The organism is Bacteroidia bacterium (assembly GCA_016218155.1).
GTDB lineage: Bacteria > Bacteroidota > Bacteroidia > Bacteroidales > GWA2-32-17 > GWA2-32-17.
In genome coordinates this window covers 21,373-38,396 of sequence record JACREQ010000040.1, presented here as the reverse complement: position 1 = coordinate 38,396, position 17,024 = coordinate 21,373, and the positions used below count along the sequence as shown (strand labels likewise).

Genomic DNA, 17,024 nt, shown 5'->3' with positions numbered 1-17,024 from the left:
CTTTTAACTTAATAACTGTTTGACTTATTCCTTAGTTATTAATTACTCTGATTTCGTGTGTTAATTCAAATGCTTTTTTATACATGTATGAAACACCGCAATAGCGATCTTGTGATAATTCTACGGCTTTCTGAAGTTTTTCTATTGGTAAATCTTTACCTTCAAATTCGTAAATAATATGCATTTTGGTATAATGCTTAGGGTGTTCTTCGGTAATGTCTGCGTCAACAATAATATTAAAGCTGGTGATTTCAACGCGCATTTTTTCAAGAATAGAAACTACATCCATACCTGAGCAGCCTGCAACAGAAGCAAGCATTAATTCTTTCGGACGTGGACCCTCATTATTGCCTCCAACTTCTGCATTTGCATCCATTGTTAAATTATGGCCATTTACTTCAGCATTAAATGCCATTTTACCTTTCCAGGAAGTTTTAACAGAATGTTTCATTTAAAGAATTTCAATAAATTATTTCTTAAAGTTAAAAAAGCTCCGAAAATTCGGAGCTTTTTGTGGTACCACCTGGAATTGAACCGGGGACACACGGATTTTCAGTCCGTTGCTCTACCAACTGAGCTATGGTACCCTTTTGTTGGGTTGCAAAAGTATAAAAATTTAATATTACACAAAACTTTTTTTGAATAATAAAATAATATTTTTTTCAAGTATTTACGTAATCGCCATAAAAATAGATGATTGAGTCGTAAATATTTTTTGTGATTATATGAAATTATTTTTTGTAAATGAATTTTTGATTTCCGAATTAATTGTATCTTTGCAGTCCGTTTAAAATAAATAATTATATGCCAGCAAAAATCAGATTAGCAAGACATGGTAAGAAAAGATCGCCGTATTATCACATTGTGATTGCGGACGCGCGGGCGCCACGAGATGGCAAGTTCATCGAAAGCATTGGCACCTACAATCCAGTAACAAACCCAGCAACTATCGACATTAATTTCGATAAAGCGTTAGCTTGGTTAAACAACGGGGCAGTTCCTACAGAAACCTGCCGCGCAATTTTATCATATACAGGAGTGTATATGAAAAAACATCTTATGGAAGGCGTTAAAAAAGGCGCATTTGATGAGACTGTTGCAGAAACTCGTTTTAACGATTGGAAACAACAGAAATTCAATAAGATTCAGGATAAGAAAAACAGATTAAGCAAAGAAAGTGTTTCTGAACTTAAAGCTCGTTTAGAAGCTGAATCAAAAGTAAAAGATGCAAGAGCAGAAGCAATAGCTAAAAAATTAGCTAAAGCTGCAGAAAAAGCTAAAGCTGAAAACGAAGAAGTTTCTGAAGCACCAGCTGACGAAGCAGCTCAAGCTGAAGCATAAACGTTCTTATGTTCAGAGAAAAATGCCGTGAGTTCGGCATTGTGCTGAAAACGCACGGTGTAAAAGGCGAACTACTTATAAAAACGGTATTTGAGATTTCTGACAGTTACGAATTAGCGGAATCAATATTCCTTGAAATAGAAGGATTATTGGTTCCGTTTTTTATTGAAGAATATACAGTTTCTTCAAATCAGACAATTATTGTAAAACTTTCTTTTATAGATAACAAAAATAAAGCAGTAAGATTTGTCGACTGCAATGTTTTTATCGAAAAAAATAAATCCAAAGCTCCTAAGGTAGAATTCTCAACTTCTGATTTAATTGGATTTTCAGTTTTAAATCAGGATGGGGTAAATCTTGGTAAAATTATCGACTTTATGGATATTCCAGGAAATTTTCTTGTAACAGTAATGTTTGGGAATAAAGAAATTCTTATACCATTTAATGAGCATGTTTTAATTGATTTTAATAAGTCCAAGAAGCAAATTACTTTGGATGTTCAGGATGGACTTGTTGACTTATAAAAAAAATATAGATCAATTTTTAAACTTTAGATACTCTAAGTACTTTAATTAATTAAGGCACTTATTCCCCTAAACCATGACTTTTATATTTCTTTTTTTACTTAATAATATTATCTTTGTCTGTTAGCCTTTTAACTAATTAAGGATTTATTGTTAAGGCTTTCAGTATTTTGTAATTTTATTTTTTGTCAGATAATGAAAGTTGAGAAAAACAAAAAAGTGAATGCTCTGATATTAGCTGCAGGAAATTCTACAAGAATGAATGCTCCTAAACCTTTTTTGAAGTTTGATAAAAACATAACATTTATAGAAAAAATTATATCCAGTTATCAGAAATTTGGTTGTGATGATATTATAATAGTTGTAAATACTGAATGTGTTGAAGCTATTAGAAAATTTCAAGTTGATAATGTTACAATAGTAATTAATGAAAACATAGAACTTGAAAGATTTCATTCTGCAAAACTTGGTTTTCAGAAAATGCAGGATTGTGATTTCTGTTTTTTACAGGATGCAGATAATCCATTTATAACAAAGGATATTCTGACTTATGTTTATTCTGAGAATTTGCCTGATCAATATATAATACCAAGCTATAAGGGTAAAGGCGGGCATCCTATTTTATTGCCAGAAAGTATAATATCTGATTTGAAAAAATATCAAAAACAAAGTGCAAATTTAAAAGAGTTTTTGTCAGATTATAAAAGCTATAAATTAGAGATTCCTAATAAAGATATACTTATTAATATAAATACTCCCGAAGACTATAATTATTATTTTAATTCCTGATTAGAAAAAATGAACAATATATATAATAAAATATCTGAAATTTTAAAGTCGAATAATAGGACTGCGTTATGTACAATAGTTTCTACTGTTGGTTCTACACCATTAAAAGCGGGTGCAAAGATGATAGTTTATGAAGATGGAAGTATTTTCGGAACTATTGGTGGTGGGCATCTAGAGGAAGCTACAATTAAAAATGCACTTGTTGTTATTAAGGCAAAAGAACCAAAATTATTTAAGCATGAACTAAAGGCTCAGCATGAAATGTGTTGTGGTGGATCATTAGAAATATTTATAGAACCAATTATGCAAAAGAAAAAAATGTTTTTGTTTGGGGCAGGACACGTAGGTAAAGCAATAGTTAAACATTCACTTGATTTAGATTTTGATATTACTGTGATTGATAGTCGTGAAGGCATTTTTAACGAATGGGCATTTGATGGGGTTGAGAAAATTATTGCACCTTTTACTCAGGTTCTTCCAACTCTATCATATGATAATAATACATTCATTATTATAACAACGTTTGATCATGCTATCGATAGAGAGGTGTTAGCTTTTTGTATGAAACAACCGCATTTTTATTTAGGTATGATTGGTAGTAAAACCAAGATTGCACGAACCTATGAAATGTTCCAGTCAGAAGGAATTTCTACAAAAGAACAACTTGAAAAAGTTGATATGCCAATGGGTATTGATATCAATGCTGAAACTGCTGATGAAATAGCCATAAGTATTATCGCAAAACTTATTAAAGAAAAAAACACATTGCACTAAAATTGTTAAAGAAAATTAATGAAACAACTAAGTATAAAAATTAATGGAAAGCAATTTGAAGTTTTAATTAACGAACATGAATTACTTTCATCAGTAATTAGGGATAAAGTTGGATTAACCGGAACTAAAATTGGTTGTGAGCAGGGAAGTTGTGGCGCTTGTACTGTTTTAGTTAATAATGAACCTGTTCTTAGTTGTATAACTCCTGCACTTCGTTGTAACAATACAGAAATAACGACAATTGAAGCTCTTGCTGTTGATGGAAAATTGCATAAACTACAGGAAAAATTTGTAGAAAAAGGTGCAATTCAATGTGGCTTTTGTACACCGGGCATGGTAATGACTGCAATATGTTTAATTCCAAATCTTGATTTAAAGGCAGGAATGGAAGCTGTCAGAAATCAGATAAAGGAAGGGATCTCAGGAAATTTATGCAGATGTACAGGATATAAAAAAATAATTGATGCAGTTGCCGAACATGCTTTGGAAATAGAAAATTCTAAATCAAAAATAAATGATAATTTAAATGGGGCTGTGGGTATATCACGACCATATATTGAAGCAGAGAAAAAAGTAAGAGGTGCTGCAGAATATGCTGATGATATTTACACAAGAAATGCATTGCATTGTAAGTTATTACGTAGTACATATTCTCATGCTAAAATTGAAAGTATTGATACTTCAGAAGCATTAAGACTTGAAGGTGTGCATTATGTTGCGATTGGAAAAGAATTGCCAATAACATTTGGAGTGCTTCCAATTTCTCAGGATGAAAATGCAATTGCAGTTAATAAGGTTCGTTATGAAGGCGAAATAGTTGCAGCTGTTGCAGCTGATAGCGAAGAAATTGCAGAACAGGCATGTAAACTTATTAAAGTAAAATATATTCCATTAAAAGAATTTTTAGAGATTGATGAATCACTTTATGATGTTGGCGAAAATGAAAAAATTCATGAATATGGAAAATTCAATAACAATATTCATAAGAAAGCAGAACTTCGGTTTGGTGATCAGCAACAAGGAATAAAAGAAGCTGATGTAACATCAAAAATGTTTTTTGAATTTGAGGGAATAAATCATGGTTTTACTGAACCTCATGCTGCAACTGCTTATTGGGATGAGAATGGTTTAACAATAACTACAGCAACTCAGGTTCCTCATTATTTGCATCGTGCATTGGCAAAAGTAATGGAAGTCCCCTTAAGTAGAGTTAGGGTTATTAAACCATATTTAGGTGGTGGCTTCGGAGGTAAAAGTGATCCTTTTCCACATGAGATTATTGTTTCGCATTTAGCTAGAAAAACAGGAAGACCGGTAAGGGTTAGATTAACACGTGAAGAAGTATTCTTAACAAATCATGGCAGGCATCCATCAAAAATGACTGTTGAAATGGGTATTTCAAATGATGGTGAATTCAAAGTTCTTGATGCTGATGTTGCGATTGATGGTGGCGCTTATGGAAGTTTTGGTGTTGTAACTTCTTATTATAATGGTGTGTTGTTACAGGCACCTTATAAATTAAATAATTTTGGTTTTAAAACTTACAGGGTTTATACAAACAAGCCTCAGTGCGGTGCTATGCGCGGGCATGGTGCTGTAAATTCCCGTTTTGCAGTTGAATCAATAATTGATGATTTAGCTCACAAAATTAAAGTTGATCCATGTGAATTAAGATTGAAAAATTTCCTTGATTCAAATACTTTAACAGTTGGTCAATATAGAATTACTTCAAATGGTAGTCGAGAGGCTTTATTAAAAGTAATGGAGCAATCTGAATGGAAAAAACGAATTGGTAAATTAGTAACCGGGCATGGATTAGGTGCTGCTTGTGGCTTTTTTATTAGTGGAAGTGCACTTCCAATTATATGGAATGAATTACCTCAATCAGTAGTTCATTTAAAACTTGATTTTGATGGCAGAGTGTTAGTAACATCTGGTTCAAGTGATATTGGTCAGGGAAGTGATACAATGCTTGCAATAATTGTTTCTGAAGTTTTAGGAATTAGTTTAGATAAAATATTCGTTTTAGCTGCTGACACTTTACTTACTCCTGTTGATTTTGGTAGTTATTCAAGCAGGGTAACTTTTATGGCAGGTAATGCAGCAAAGGATGCTGCTGGGAATTTAAAGAAAGAAATAATTGAATCTGTAACAAATCAAAAAAATATTTCTAAAGAAGAACTAAATTTTGTAGGTGGTAGAGTTTTTAGTAATGACAAAACTGTCGATTTATCATGGATTGAAGTGGTAGATATTTTAACTGCTAAACGCGGAGCTGTCTGTGTTAGTGGAAAATATATTTCTCCAAAACTGGGTGGCGATTTTAAAGGTGCAGGAGCTGGTTTAAGTCCGTCATATACTTTTGGATCTTGTGTTGCTGAAGTGAATGTTGATACTGAAACAGGTTTTGTAAAAGTTTTAAACGTATGGGGAGCGCATGATTGTGGAAAAGCTTTAAACCCAATGGCAGTTGAAGGTCAGTTAGAAGGCTCGTGGCATATGGGAGTGGGGCAGGCAATAAGCGAACAAATGAAATATTATAAAGGTTTATTGTTAAATAATAATTTCCTTGATTATAAAATTCCAACTTCACTTGATACTCCTGATATTCATGCTAACATTATAGAAACAATTGATCCTGAAGGTCCGTTTGGAGCAAAAGAAGCAGGTGAGGGAGCTATTCATCCTGTAATTCCTGCAATAGCAAATGCTATTTTTAATGCAGTTGGCGTAAGAATTACCAAATTGCCAATAACTGCCGAGGATATTTTAAAGCAAATGAAGGAGAATAAATTGTTAAAAGAAAAAACTATTGCGTAATGATAACAGAAAAAACATACATCACAGCTTTAACTATTGACCATGCATTTTTTGAAGCAAAGAAATGTCTATCTGGTTTTCGTTATATTGCTGGCGGAACAGACGTAATAGTAAATAAATTTCAGGGAAATGATAATGCCGATTGTTTGATTGACATTAGTGGAATAGCAGAATTAAAGCAAGTTGTTACAAAAGAAAACCATATAGAAATAGGTGCTTTAGTTCGTTTAGATGATTTGAAAAATTATAAAGTAATTACTGATAATTTTCCTGCTTTACTTGAGGCTGCAAATTTAGTTGCTTCACCGGTTATAAGAAAAACTGCAACTATAGGCGGTAATTTACTTTGCGAAAACAGATGTGTTTTTTACAATCAAAGTGAATGGTGGAGAGAAGCTGCTGGACATTGCTTAAAATGTAATGGTAATGTTTGCATAGCCTCAGGTGGAAATAAAAATTGTTTTGCGAAATTTGTTTCTGATACTGCTGTTGTTTTAATAAGCATGAATGCCAGTATTGAAGTTTTTGATGATAATAAATTATCAATAATTCCAATTGAAGAAATTTATTCCGGCGATGGTATAATACCTGTTAAGTTAAGCAAACTAGCTATTGTTAAGTCAATTCATATTCCGCTTAATAATCAATATAAATCTGTATTTAAAAAACTGCGACAGCGTGAGACTTTAGAATTCAGTTCTATGTCAACTGCTGTAACAATAAATAAAATAGGTAAACTTAAAATTGTATTAGGTGCTGTACATGCTAAACCAATTATTTTTAATGGTAATGTTACAGATGATTTTAATGAAATACTTAATGCTTTAATTTCTAATACTAGAATTGTAGATAATGATGTTTATTCGAGATCATACAGAAAAGAAATGATTTCTGTATTTTTACAAAGAAGTTTTAAAGAGTTATCTTTATTAAAATAAATGAAAATGAATTTAGAAAATAAAACTGCAATTGTTACAGGTGGTAGTGCCGGTATAGGTGCTGCAATAGCTTTAAAACTCGCCGAATACGGTGCGAATATTGCAATTGTAGATTGGAAAGAAGAAGCAAATGCAATAATTTCAGAAATAGAAAAACTGGGAAGAAAAGCAATTTTTATTCGTGCTGACGTTTCTAAATTTAATGATGCACAAACTGCAGTGGAGAACGTTGTTAAAGAATTTGGAAGAATAGATATCCTTGTCAATAATGCAGGAATAAATAAGGATGGCGTAATATGGAAGATGACAGAAGAACAGTGGGATAACGTGGTTGATATTAATCTTAAAGGTTTTTTTAATTACATACGAGCAGTTTCTCCAATATTTCGCGAACAACAATCAGGTAAGATTGTAAATATTACATCAATTAATGGTATGCGCGGAAAATTCGGTCAAGCAAATTATTCTGCAGCAAAATCAGGTATTATAGGCTTAACAAAAACTGTTGCAAAGGAACTTGGAAAATATAATGTAAATGTAAATGCAGTTGCTCCAGGGTTAATTGAAACAGAAATGATGAAAAATGCTGATGAAAGTGTAAGAATTCAGGCAATGGCAGATATAACATTAGGAAGAATTGGACAGCCTGAAGATATTGCAAATGCTGTTGCTTTTTTGTGCAGTGAGCTTGCAAAACATATTACAGGAGACGTTTTAAAAGTTGATGGAGGACAGTATATTTGAAAAGTTATTAAGTTTTAAAAGTTAATAGGTTATAGAGTTATTAAGTTATTAAAATGGTTTTAGTGAGATTTTGCGATTTAGTGTTTTTTGTGGCAAAAAGAGTTCATAGGTTATTAAGTTATTAAAAATATTTAGTGAGTTTTTGTGATTTTGAGTTTTTGTGGCAAAAGAGTTATTTGGTTATTAAGTTATTAAAATAGTTTTAGTGAGATTTTGTGATTTAGTGTTTTTGTGGCATTTAAAAATAAACGAAAATGAATTTAAATGATATAGTTGTTATTTCTGCTTGCAGAACAGCAATGGGTAAATTTGGCGGATCTTTAAGAGATATTGAATCTTATGATTTAGGTGCTGTTGTAATAAAAGGAGCTTTGCAAAGAGCAGGCTTAATAGGAAGTCAGATTGATGATGTAATTCTTGGGAGCTGTCGTCAGGCTGGTAATGGACCTAACCCTGCGCGTACTGCGGCCGTTAGAGGTGGAATAAATCCATTAGTTCCTGCAATCTCCTTAAATATGGCGTGTCCATCAGGAATGAGATCTGTTGCCTTTGCATCTCAGGCTATTCGTCTGGGTGAAGCTGAGATTGTTTTAGCAGGTGGATTTGATAATATGAGCTCTATTCCTTATTTGTTGAAAGGTGCAAGGTGGGAAGGTTTTAAAATGGGTAATAAAACTATTGAAGATGGCTGGAGTGATAGCATTGATCCATTAATTGGAATGGGCATGGGTGACACAGCGGAAAATCTTTATGATAAATATAAAATTTCAAGAGAAGAGCAGGATGAGTATGCAGTGCAAAGCCATTTGAAAGCTTCTGCTGCACAAAAGAGCGGACGATTTAATGATGAAATTGTACCGGTTGAAATTCCTGCAACAAAACACACTAATGCAATTACTTTTGATAAAGATGAAACTATTCGCCATGAGATAAATATTGAAAAGATGGCGAAAATTCCTCCTGCTTTCAGAAAAGGTGGAACTGTTTCAGCTGGAAATTCATGTGGCTTGAGTGATGGTGCCACTGCGTTAATTGTAACATCTAGACAAAAAGCAACTGAATTAGGAGTTAAACCATTATTTTCAATAGTGTCATTTGCTCAGACTTCTGTTGAGCCTAATGTTATGGGCGAGGGTCCTTCATATTCTATTCCATTGGCATTAAAAAATGCAAAGATGGAATTAAGTGATATGGATTTGGTTGAAATTAATGAAGCTTTTGCTATTCAGGTTTTATCAAACCAAAAAGTATTGAAAATTGATAACAATAAGCTAAATGTTAATGGTGGTGCTATAGCATTGGGACATCCAACCGGAATCAGCGGAGCAAGAATTCTAGTTACAGGTTATTATGCTTTAAAAAATCTTGATAAAACATTTTGTGTTGCCAGTATTTGTGGCGGTGGCGGTGTAACAACTGCAATGGTAATTAAAAGAGAATTGTAATTGTATATGAAAAGTCTATTTCATATTATAATGTTATTTGTTCTTATTTTATCTGTTTCATGTAATCAGATTAAAGAAAAAACTATAAAAATTAATGAAGATAGTTCAGGATATTTTTTTAGATATTACGACTCTGACACAGGGCAGATAATAAGATTAACTGAAAAGCAAATGCAGGAAATTCAAAATGCTATACCTTATTTGAATGTTGATTCTTGTAAAATTTATAATCCTGATAGTTTATATGCACTTTGTTTATTAAGTTGTGAAGAGCAGCTTGATATAAATGGATTTACAAGCGAAGCAGGACAGGATGAATTTTATAAAATATATTCAATGGTTTTAAGGAAAGAGGTAGATAAAAAATTTGTTGATTCTGATACGTTAAGAATAGCTTTGCAAAATATATTTAACAGTGTTAATAGTACTTTCCAATGTGTTTCGCAAGGTGGAACAATGTACTATCATATGTCTGAACGAATATATGGATATGCAGAATGGTATTTATTGACTGGTATCAATGATAATTATAAATCTCTGAACATTGTTAAATATGGTGATATCGAAAAACAAATTTCAGATATTTGTATAACCTACAAAGAAAATATTTCTAAAGAACAGATAAATTCATGTATGCAAAATATTACTGTAAGTAACAAAGAATATAAAAACTGGCTATTAGAACAAGCGTTTGATTTTACTGGGTTATATAAATAAATCTTTTTATGATAGGTATTATGCTTAATAACATTTTGATTTAATGCTAATACTTGCTATTTTTATAGTATAGATACAATAAATATATTAGTAATTAATTGGGAATAAATATGTGTTATGGGCTATAATAAGAAATAGTGAATCGTATAATATTGTTTTAACCACATAATCTAAAAATAATATGAGAAATTTAATATTACTTTTCTTACTTGCAACTGCAACATTTTCTTTTGGTCAAGCACCTACATCCTATTTTGCTGTGCCGAGTGAATATGTATGCACAAATCAAATTACTACCGTAGTTTATACTGGTAACGCCTCACCTTCTGCAATATATATATGGGATTTTGGTTCAGGACAAATAGTTAGTGGAAGTGGACAAGGACCAATTCAGGTTAGTTTTCCAATTGCAGGAACTATCACAATTTCTTTGACAGTAATTCAATATCCTGACACTTCAGTGACAACATCAGGAGATATGTATGTTTCATTGTGTAATGGAATCGAAAATGTAAAAAATACAAATTGGCTGATTACTCCGAATCCCGCAATCGATAAAGTTTACATTAAGACTTCTCTTTCAAATGCAGTTGCAGAATTTTTCGATTTAAATGGCAAAATTCTGCTTAAAGAAATAATTATAAGTGACAAGCAATGTGACATCAGTAAATTTAACAAAGGCGTGTATGTTGTTAAATTGACTTCAGACCATAAAACTTACTTTAAGACTTTAATTAAAGAATAGAAATTACAGCCCATAACACCACCTACGAAAACAACGAGCAGTAATGTGCAACTTGGCAACTATAACATTAAATAATATTCTTAGCGGTTTGACGCTGACTGCAAGCAAATGCTCGTCGTTCCGTAACTTCAACCGTTAGCAACCCTTAAAACAAAAATTGACAATATGAAAAAATTATTATTATTATCCATTATATTTTTATTTCTTACACAAATTCTATTTGCTCAGACAAATTTTAATTTCCGTTATGGTTCTTCATATTTTGACAGAGCAAAAAAAGTCATCCAAACAGATGATGGTAATTTTATTATAGTTGGACAAACTAATGGATTTGGTTCTTCTGGAAACGCCTTTATGATGAAAGTTAATGCTTCTGGAATTATTCTATGGGTAAAGGATTATGAAGGTGTTAATATTGATATTATTTTTGATGTTATTGAACTTGCAGATAGAAAATTAGTAATGTGTGGTTCAACACTTAGTTTTGGTTCAGGTTCATATGATGGTTTTGTAATGAAAACTGATAGTTCAGGAAATACCTTATGGGCAAAATCCTATGGTAATGTCTTATATGAGGAATTTTATAAACTTAGTGCAGATAATGAAAATGGCTTTTATGTTTCCGGCTTTGCTGTGAATAATACATCAAGCAATGTGGGTATCGCAATAATGAAGATTGACAGTGCAGGAAGTGTTAATTGGATTAAATGGGCACCTGATTGGGACCCTCAGGGAGATTGGTGGCCATTAGATATCACATCGACAACGACAGGAGACGTGGTGGTTTGCGGACATGGGTCTTCTTATGGTATTGATGTTTGGAAAATATCTTCATCAGGCAATGTTCTTTGGTCTAATCGTTATACTCCAACCCCTACATACAGTGGTTTGGTTGGTTACTCAATCACAGAAAATAAATTTGGAGATATTTTTGTAAATTATGCTTTTAGTAATCCCAATACCGTCGCGCAGTCAGAGGATATAGGTGTCTTTAAACTTAACAGTACAGGCAATTGTATTTGGAATAAATGCTACGGTGGTACTTATACCGATAATTGTCGATCTATCTCAAAAACTAGTGACGGCGGTGTCATAATATGTGGTCAAACAAATAGTGTTGGTAATGGGGACGATGATGCATGCTTAATTAAAATAAAGCCTGACGGCTCTGTTTCTTGGTCTAAAGCTTATGGCACTTCTTGGGCAGAACATCCTGCAAATGCTATTCAAATTAATGATAGTGGCTTTGTGTTTACTGGGCAGACATGGGCTACCGGTTCTAATAATGATAGTTCAAAAATTCATTTAGTAAAAACTGATTCACTTGGTAATACAACTTGCTCTAATGTTTCTTGGACACCATCAATTATAAATCAAACATTTCAAATATCGATTGCTTCTACTCTCGAAAATATTAATTTTCAATCAACTCAAATACCATGGAATGCTGTTAGTCGTAATTTTTATACAAAAAATATTTGTTTGCCGGTATCAGTGCCTTCAATTCAAGAAATAGACAAATTGTGGAACATTTATCCTAATCCATTCTCCTTCTCAGCTACAATTAAAACAGAAAGTGTAATTAAATATGCCACACTTGAGTTATTTAATGTCTTTGGACAAAAAGTTAAGCAAATTCCACTTACCAAACCAGAATCCCAAATTACACGTGACAATCTTGTAAGTGGAGTATATATTTATCATATTATTTCCGATTCAAAAACAGTTGAAATAGGAAAAATAATCATACAATAGAGCATCTATAACACCATCAATGACAACAACGAGCAGTTATGGGCAACTTTATACATTTAACATTAATAAAAATATAAACGATAATATGCTGAAACAATATGAGATCAAAAATATTTACATTTATTATTACACTATTTGTTAGTTCTGTTATTAATGCTCAGGATTATCAGATTGATTTTATGGGTTCAGGATCAAGTACTTTTGTTGACTCTGTAAATGTAGAAAACTTAACACAATGTAAAAGTATAAATATTGCAGGAAGTAATATATTGCACCTTGTTGCTGAAGTTGGAATTAATGAAGTGAATACAGGAACAGAAATTAAGCTTTTTACTTATCCGAATCCTATGTCTGATCTTTGTTATATTGAAATTGAGTCAAAATCAATTGGAAAAGCAACTGTAGGATTATATAATTTAGCCGGAAATAAAATTATTCAAGTTCAGGAATTATTAACAAAGGGGCATCATATTTACAAACTAAGTGGAATAAGTGAAGGTGTATATTTACTAAAGGTTGAATCTGAAACATATTGTTTTAATTCTAAAATTGTAAGTGTAAATAAAGTTCTTGCTAACCCTGAAATAAAGCGTGTCGAAACAATTCCTGACAAAATGTTAACAGAGATGCCAAAGAGCTTAAAAAGTGAAAAAGCAATAATAGACATGCAATATACCGTTGGTGATCTTTTAAAACTGACAGGAAAATCGGGCGTATTCCGCACCATAGTAATGCTTGTTCCTAACAATAGTCAAACAGTAAATTTTACTTTTATGCCTTGTACTGATTCCAATGGTAATAGCTATTCTATAGTACAAATAGGAAACCAATGGTGGATGGCTGAAAATTTGAATGCCGGTACTTATGTACCGGTTACCAGTCCTCAGGTATCTGGAACAAAATTTTGTATGGACGTATATGGGCAAGCCGATCCAAATTGTCCTATGGGAGGTTTATATGAGTGGGCAAATCTTATGCAAGGAGCTATACAATGTAATGGTACAGGTGCTCCGCCTAATGACAAATGTACAAATCCCGTAAAAGGACTTTGCCCTAATGGTTGGCATATCCCATCTCATTATGAGTGGACAACTTTAGAAAGAAATTCTGGTATCAATCCCGGTGCTTTCCCTTACAATACTTCAACAATAAGTTTGCTTGGAACAGACGAAGGTGGCAACTTAAAAGAGACATGTACATCTTATTGGTGGGCTCCTAATTCAGGTGCAACAAATTTAACCGGTTTTTCCGGTCTTCCGGGAGGAGATACATGGAATGGAGTTTTCGAAGATTTTGGTCAAAGTGCATATTTTTGGACATCAACAGAGCCATTTTTTATGGCCTGGGTTCATGCATTGAATTATAGCCTTACTGTTGTTGGGCGCTCTAGCTATGCAGTGGAGAGTGGTTTTAGTTGTCGTTGTGTTAAAGATTAATTGAAACGCAATTTTAACTAAGTTTTTTATAAATTTAATTTGTAAATTTTGTTAGGTCATATTTAATATTCAACTTAGATTCGAGAACACACGAACCATGGAAGAGGAGAAAATCACGAGTAATTAAAATACTTAATTGTATTAATTATTTGTTTAATAACATTTTGATTTAATGTTAATACTTGCTATTTTTATGGTTTAGATACAATAAATATATTAGTTATTAATTTGAATTTATAAGTGTTAGCGGCAAGGTGTGCGAAAAAATTATATCAAAATGAAGTTTAATGACTGGGAATATTTTTGTGACAATCAAAATGGAAGTATTATTCCTAATAGAAAAATTGTTTTACCTAATTCTTTTATTAAATATTTTAGTTTAACAGAATATAATGTAAATGCATTGATAAATAGTTATTTATTTTTTTCACATCCATTAATTCTAAACGACCCATTTGATTCTTGTCGAAGATTAATTAGTTTAAATAAATTTTCAGAAAGTCAATTTATTAATTTAATGATAAAAAGTAATCATTATGTTTTCCCAGATTCACCAAAAACTAATGATCAACTTGAGAATTTTGTTAAACATACATTATTTGAAAATAAAGAAGAACTTCTTGATATTACTCTAAATATTTATTGGAATCTTCTTTTTAAAGATTGTGGCATCTTATCTTTATCAGAAATTGACAATGATTTGTTAATGTGGTCATATTATACTAATCATGAAGGCTTTGTTATAGATTTTAATAATAGTTTATTTAATAATAATAACGAAATAATAGGTCCTTTTCCTATAAATTACAGTGAAAGTTATATTACAATTTCCCCTGAAAGTGTGGAGATGGAAAAAGAAAATCTCTTATACGTAACTAATGTTAAATCTAATCGTTGGCTACATGAAAAAGAGTGGAGATTTATTTTAAATAGAGAAAATATGTCAATTCCTGATTATGATTTGCCAAATCATAGTTTAGAGAAAAGGAAAATTAATTATGGTTTTGAAAAAATTAATTCCATTATTCTTGGTTATAAGTTTTTTAAGGGAAATCTGACTAATAAATATTTAGGTAAAGGGAAAAGATTTTTTGAACTTAGACCAAACGAAAATGTAAATGACAAATTTAAAATACAAATTCTTGACTTTTTAATTGAAAATAAAATTAAAACAAATGAAATGACTATTGAAGAAAACAATACATATAACTTGAAAGTTTCAAACATGAAATTGATTTGTGTAAAAAAAGGTAAAGAATATATTGTTGAATCAGAATATTAATACATCCAACAGCTAACACAATACAAAACCATTTGGACGGTTGGTAGTAAATTGGCAACATAGTCACTTTTGCAACGAGAAGATTAGTATTATCTATTATTAATCGTATTATATTCTATTAAATAATTTTATACATTTGATTTAATTATTTATTTAAATAAAACTATTGAATATAGTAAAACCTATATGGCCGGTGTTAATTATATTTTGTATTGTTATTTCTTTTTTTGAAAGTTGCAAAAAAGAAGAAAAGAAAAGTGATGGCGAAGACTGGTCATTTGTTGTGTGCAGCGATCCACAACAGGGATTGGGTGTTTACAGTGTGCTTGCAAAAGAAATGGGTGAAATTATTCCAACCCCAAAAGCAATGTTTTGCTGCGGAGATATTATGCTGCGTGCCGGTAACGAAGCGGAGTGGATAAACTTCTGGAAATATTCTGAGCCGGTTACTGAAAAAATGCCCTTGTTTATTGCACGTGGTAATCATGAGGGTTTTGGATCAGCTGCAGAAGAGTTTTTGCATACATGGGGACATATTCCCGGCAATAATCTGTATTATGTTAATTACATAGGTAAAGCAACTTGCATTGTGCTCGATTGTGATGTTACCGGTGAAGAAAATTCAATTGCAGGAACACAAATGGCATGGTTGCATAATCAACTGGATACTGCAACAAATGATACAAGTATTCCATATGTTTTTATTTTTATGCATAAACCTTTGTACCCACAAGGAGCACAGGTGCAATTTCCACTTCATAACAATGATTCGCTTCATCAGATGTTTCTCAATCACCCGAAAGTAAAAGCAATATTTTCAGGGCATGAACATATGTTTCATAAACATTATAAAGATGGATTATGTTATATCACTACAGGTGGGGCAGGAGCTTCACTAGATAAAGGTTACGGTGGAGAATATAACCACTTTATTAAAGTTTCATTCTTTAGTAATCCCTTAAGAATAAATATAAAAACAATTGGACTTTTTAATGAAGAAATTGAAGATTTTGATTTATAGTATTTGTATCGGAGCATTTTTTCCGGTTGGTTCCTTGTATGCCCAGAATGTATCTATACGTGCAGGAATATATGACTTTACTGGAATGGCTGCAAGTGAGATATACAGGGTTGCTCCAACTATTCAGTTTGGAATACCTGTTTGGCAACGCAATAAACTGTGTATGGAAGTAATTCCGGGTTTCTCCTTCAAATCAAAAGACTATAATGAGAATCATCATTATTTGTATATGGTTCCACTCCTGTTTAGTATGAATTACACTGCAGCTAATCCAGACACTAAAGTGTTTCCTGTTTTTTCTTCGGGCTTTACTTTTCTTGGTAAAGCAGATCATAATGTTTTTATGGATAAACCAATTTATTCTTTTACTTATGGTTTTCATCTCGGCACAGGTATTCGTGCAATTTGTAAGAACAAAAGTCAGTTATCATTAACTCTTACATATAATCTACTTATTCCACCCGTTATGGAGAAAGTTAATCCATCCGGAGTACTAATAATGATTGGTTATCATTTTAAAGTGAAAAGCGAACAGTAGATTAAATTAATACATCAAGTGTAAACGTTCAAAGTATTACTATTTAACGCAAGTTCGATATAAGCATATCGTGTTTATTATATACACTTTACAGATAACGCTAATGTCATATTGATTGTCTGTTGCTGAAGATCGAAGTATTTATTTGTCAAGAA

The 17,024-nt window shown here is 31.9% G+C and carries 16 protein-coding genes and 1 tRNA gene; 15 read left to right on the top strand and 2 right to left on the bottom strand.

The window, feature by feature from the left end:
• Positions 1 to 31: 31 nt before the first annotated feature.
• Positions 32 to 451: an OsmC family protein gene (locus tag HY951_07335; GenBank protein MBI5539854.1), complete on the bottom strand. Its 420-nt coding sequence runs from the start codon at positions 449 to 451 to the stop codon at positions 32 to 34.
• A gap of 63 nt (positions 452 to 514) precedes the next feature.
• Positions 515 to 587 (bottom strand) — tRNA-Phe (locus HY951_07330).
• Between the two features lie 217 nt (positions 588 to 804).
• Between HY951_07330 and HY951_07325 the strand changes: the two genes are divergently transcribed.
• From HY951_07325 to HY951_07255, 15 genes are all read left to right on the top strand, one after another.
• A complete protein-coding gene (locus tag HY951_07325) occupies positions 805 to 1,341 on the top strand; it encodes a 30S ribosomal protein S16 (protein ID MBI5539853.1) in 537 nt (178 codons plus the stop codon).
• An 8-nt stretch (positions 1,342 to 1,349) separates the two neighbouring features.
• Positions 1,350 to 1,865 (top strand): 16S rRNA processing protein RimM, encoded by a 516-nt coding sequence (gene rimM, locus HY951_07320; GenBank protein MBI5539852.1) that lies wholly within the window; start codon positions 1,350 to 1,352, stop codon positions 1,863 to 1,865.
• A 195-nt stretch (positions 1,866 to 2,060) separates the two neighbouring features.
• On the top strand, positions 2,061 to 2,654 hold the full coding sequence (locus tag HY951_07315; protein MBI5539851.1) for an NTP transferase domain-containing protein: 594 nt from the start codon (positions 2,061 to 2,063) through the stop codon (positions 2,652 to 2,654).
• A 9-nt stretch (positions 2,655 to 2,663) separates the two neighbouring features.
• Positions 2,664 to 3,428 carry an XdhC family protein gene (locus HY951_07310; GenBank protein MBI5539850.1) on the top strand — a complete coding sequence of 255 codons (765 nt, stop codon included), beginning with the start codon at positions 2,664 to 2,666 and terminating at the stop codon, positions 3,426 to 3,428.
• An 18-nt stretch (positions 3,429 to 3,446) separates the two neighbouring features.
• Positions 3,447 to 6,248, top strand: coding sequence for a molybdopterin-dependent oxidoreductase (locus tag HY951_07305; protein ID MBI5539849.1), 2,802 nt, complete (start codon positions 3,447 to 3,449; stop codon positions 6,246 to 6,248).
• Positions 6,248 to 7,186, top strand: a complete 939-nt coding sequence (locus HY951_07300) for an FAD binding domain-containing protein (protein MBI5539848.1) — start codon at positions 6,248 to 6,250, stop codon at positions 7,184 to 7,186. The genes HY951_07305 and HY951_07300 overlap by 1 nt, the downstream gene beginning before the upstream one ends.
• Before the next feature lie 6 nt (positions 7,187 to 7,192).
• A complete protein-coding gene (locus HY951_07295; protein MBI5539847.1) occupies positions 7,193 to 7,930 on the top strand; it encodes an SDR family oxidoreductase in 738 nt (245 codons plus the stop codon).
• A gap of 254 nt (positions 7,931 to 8,184) precedes the next feature.
• Positions 8,185 to 9,375 (top strand): thiolase family protein, encoded by a 1,191-nt coding sequence (locus HY951_07290; protein ID MBI5539846.1) that lies wholly within the window; start codon positions 8,185 to 8,187, stop codon positions 9,373 to 9,375.
• A 6-nt stretch (positions 9,376 to 9,381) separates the two neighbouring features.
• Complete coding sequence (locus HY951_07285) at positions 9,382 to 10,092, top strand: hypothetical protein (protein MBI5539845.1); 711 nt, start codon at positions 9,382 to 9,384, stop codon at positions 10,090 to 10,092.
• A 181-nt stretch (positions 10,093 to 10,273) separates the two neighbouring features.
• Positions 10,274 to 10,837: a T9SS type A sorting domain-containing protein gene (locus tag HY951_07280; GenBank protein MBI5539844.1), complete on the top strand. Its 564-nt coding sequence runs from the start codon at positions 10,274 to 10,276 to the stop codon at positions 10,835 to 10,837.
• 165 nt (positions 10,838 to 11,002) lie between these two features.
• Positions 11,003 to 12,592 (top strand): T9SS type A sorting domain-containing protein, encoded by a 1,590-nt coding sequence (locus tag HY951_07275; protein MBI5539843.1) that lies wholly within the window; start codon positions 11,003 to 11,005, stop codon positions 12,590 to 12,592.
• A 98-nt stretch (positions 12,593 to 12,690) separates the two neighbouring features.
• On the top strand, positions 12,691 to 14,028 hold the full coding sequence (locus HY951_07270) for a T9SS type A sorting domain-containing protein (protein ID MBI5539842.1): 1,338 nt from the start codon (positions 12,691 to 12,693) through the stop codon (positions 14,026 to 14,028).
• A 277-nt stretch (positions 14,029 to 14,305) separates the two neighbouring features.
• Positions 14,306 to 15,310, top strand: coding sequence for a DUF2971 domain-containing protein (locus tag HY951_07265; protein MBI5539841.1), 1,005 nt, complete (start codon positions 14,306 to 14,308; stop codon positions 15,308 to 15,310).
• Between the two features lie 193 nt (positions 15,311 to 15,503).
• Positions 15,504 to 16,331, top strand: coding sequence for a metallophosphoesterase (locus tag HY951_07260; GenBank protein MBI5539840.1), 828 nt, complete (start codon positions 15,504 to 15,506; stop codon positions 16,329 to 16,331).
• A complete protein-coding gene (locus tag HY951_07255; GenBank protein MBI5539839.1) occupies positions 16,303 to 16,869 on the top strand; it encodes a hypothetical protein in 567 nt (188 codons plus the stop codon). The genes HY951_07260 and HY951_07255 overlap by 29 nt, the downstream gene beginning before the upstream one ends.
• Positions 16,870 to 17,024 lie beyond the last annotated feature (155 nt).

Excerpts from the sequence above, each read along its gene's own strand:
- HY951_07270 (MBI5539842.1), top strand. The coding sequence starts at position 12,691 with ATGAGATCAAAAATATTTACATTTATTATTACACTATTTGTTAGTTCT.
- HY951_07265 (MBI5539841.1), top strand. The coding sequence starts at position 14,306 with ATGAAGTTTAATGACTGGGAATATTTTTGTGACAATCAAAATGGAAGT.
- HY951_07325 (MBI5539853.1), top strand. The coding sequence starts at position 805 with ATGCCAGCAAAAATCAGATTAGCAAGACATGGTAAGAAAAGATCGCCG.
- HY951_07275 (MBI5539843.1), top strand. The coding sequence starts at position 11,003 with ATGAAAAAATTATTATTATTATCCATTATATTTTTATTTCTTACACAA.
- HY951_07255 (MBI5539839.1), top strand. The coding sequence starts at position 16,303 with ATGAAGAAATTGAAGATTTTGATTTATAGTATTTGTATCGGAGCATTT.
- HY951_07310 (MBI5539850.1), top strand. The coding sequence starts at position 2,664 with ATGAACAATATATATAATAAAATATCTGAAATTTTAAAGTCGAATAAT.
- HY951_07300 (MBI5539848.1), top strand. The coding sequence starts at position 6,248 with ATGATAACAGAAAAAACATACATCACAGCTTTAACTATTGACCATGCA.
- HY951_07335 (MBI5539854.1), bottom strand. The coding sequence starts at position 451 with ATGAAACATTCTGTTAAAACTTCCTGGAAAGGTAAAATGGCATTTAAT.
- HY951_07295 (MBI5539847.1), top strand. The coding sequence starts at position 7,193 with ATGAATTTAGAAAATAAAACTGCAATTGTTACAGGTGGTAGTGCCGGT.
- HY951_07285 (MBI5539845.1), top strand. The coding sequence starts at position 9,382 with ATGAAAAGTCTATTTCATATTATAATGTTATTTGTTCTTATTTTATCT.
- rimM (MBI5539852.1), top strand. The coding sequence starts at position 1,350 with ATGTTCAGAGAAAAATGCCGTGAGTTCGGCATTGTGCTGAAAACGCAC.
- HY951_07315 (MBI5539851.1), top strand. The coding sequence starts at position 2,061 with ATGAAAGTTGAGAAAAACAAAAAAGTGAATGCTCTGATATTAGCTGCA.
- HY951_07305 (MBI5539849.1), top strand. The coding sequence starts at position 3,447 with ATGAAACAACTAAGTATAAAAATTAATGGAAAGCAATTTGAAGTTTTA.
- HY951_07290 (MBI5539846.1), top strand. The coding sequence starts at position 8,185 with ATGAATTTAAATGATATAGTTGTTATTTCTGCTTGCAGAACAGCAATG.
- HY951_07280 (MBI5539844.1), top strand. The coding sequence starts at position 10,274 with ATGAGAAATTTAATATTACTTTTCTTACTTGCAACTGCAACATTTTCT.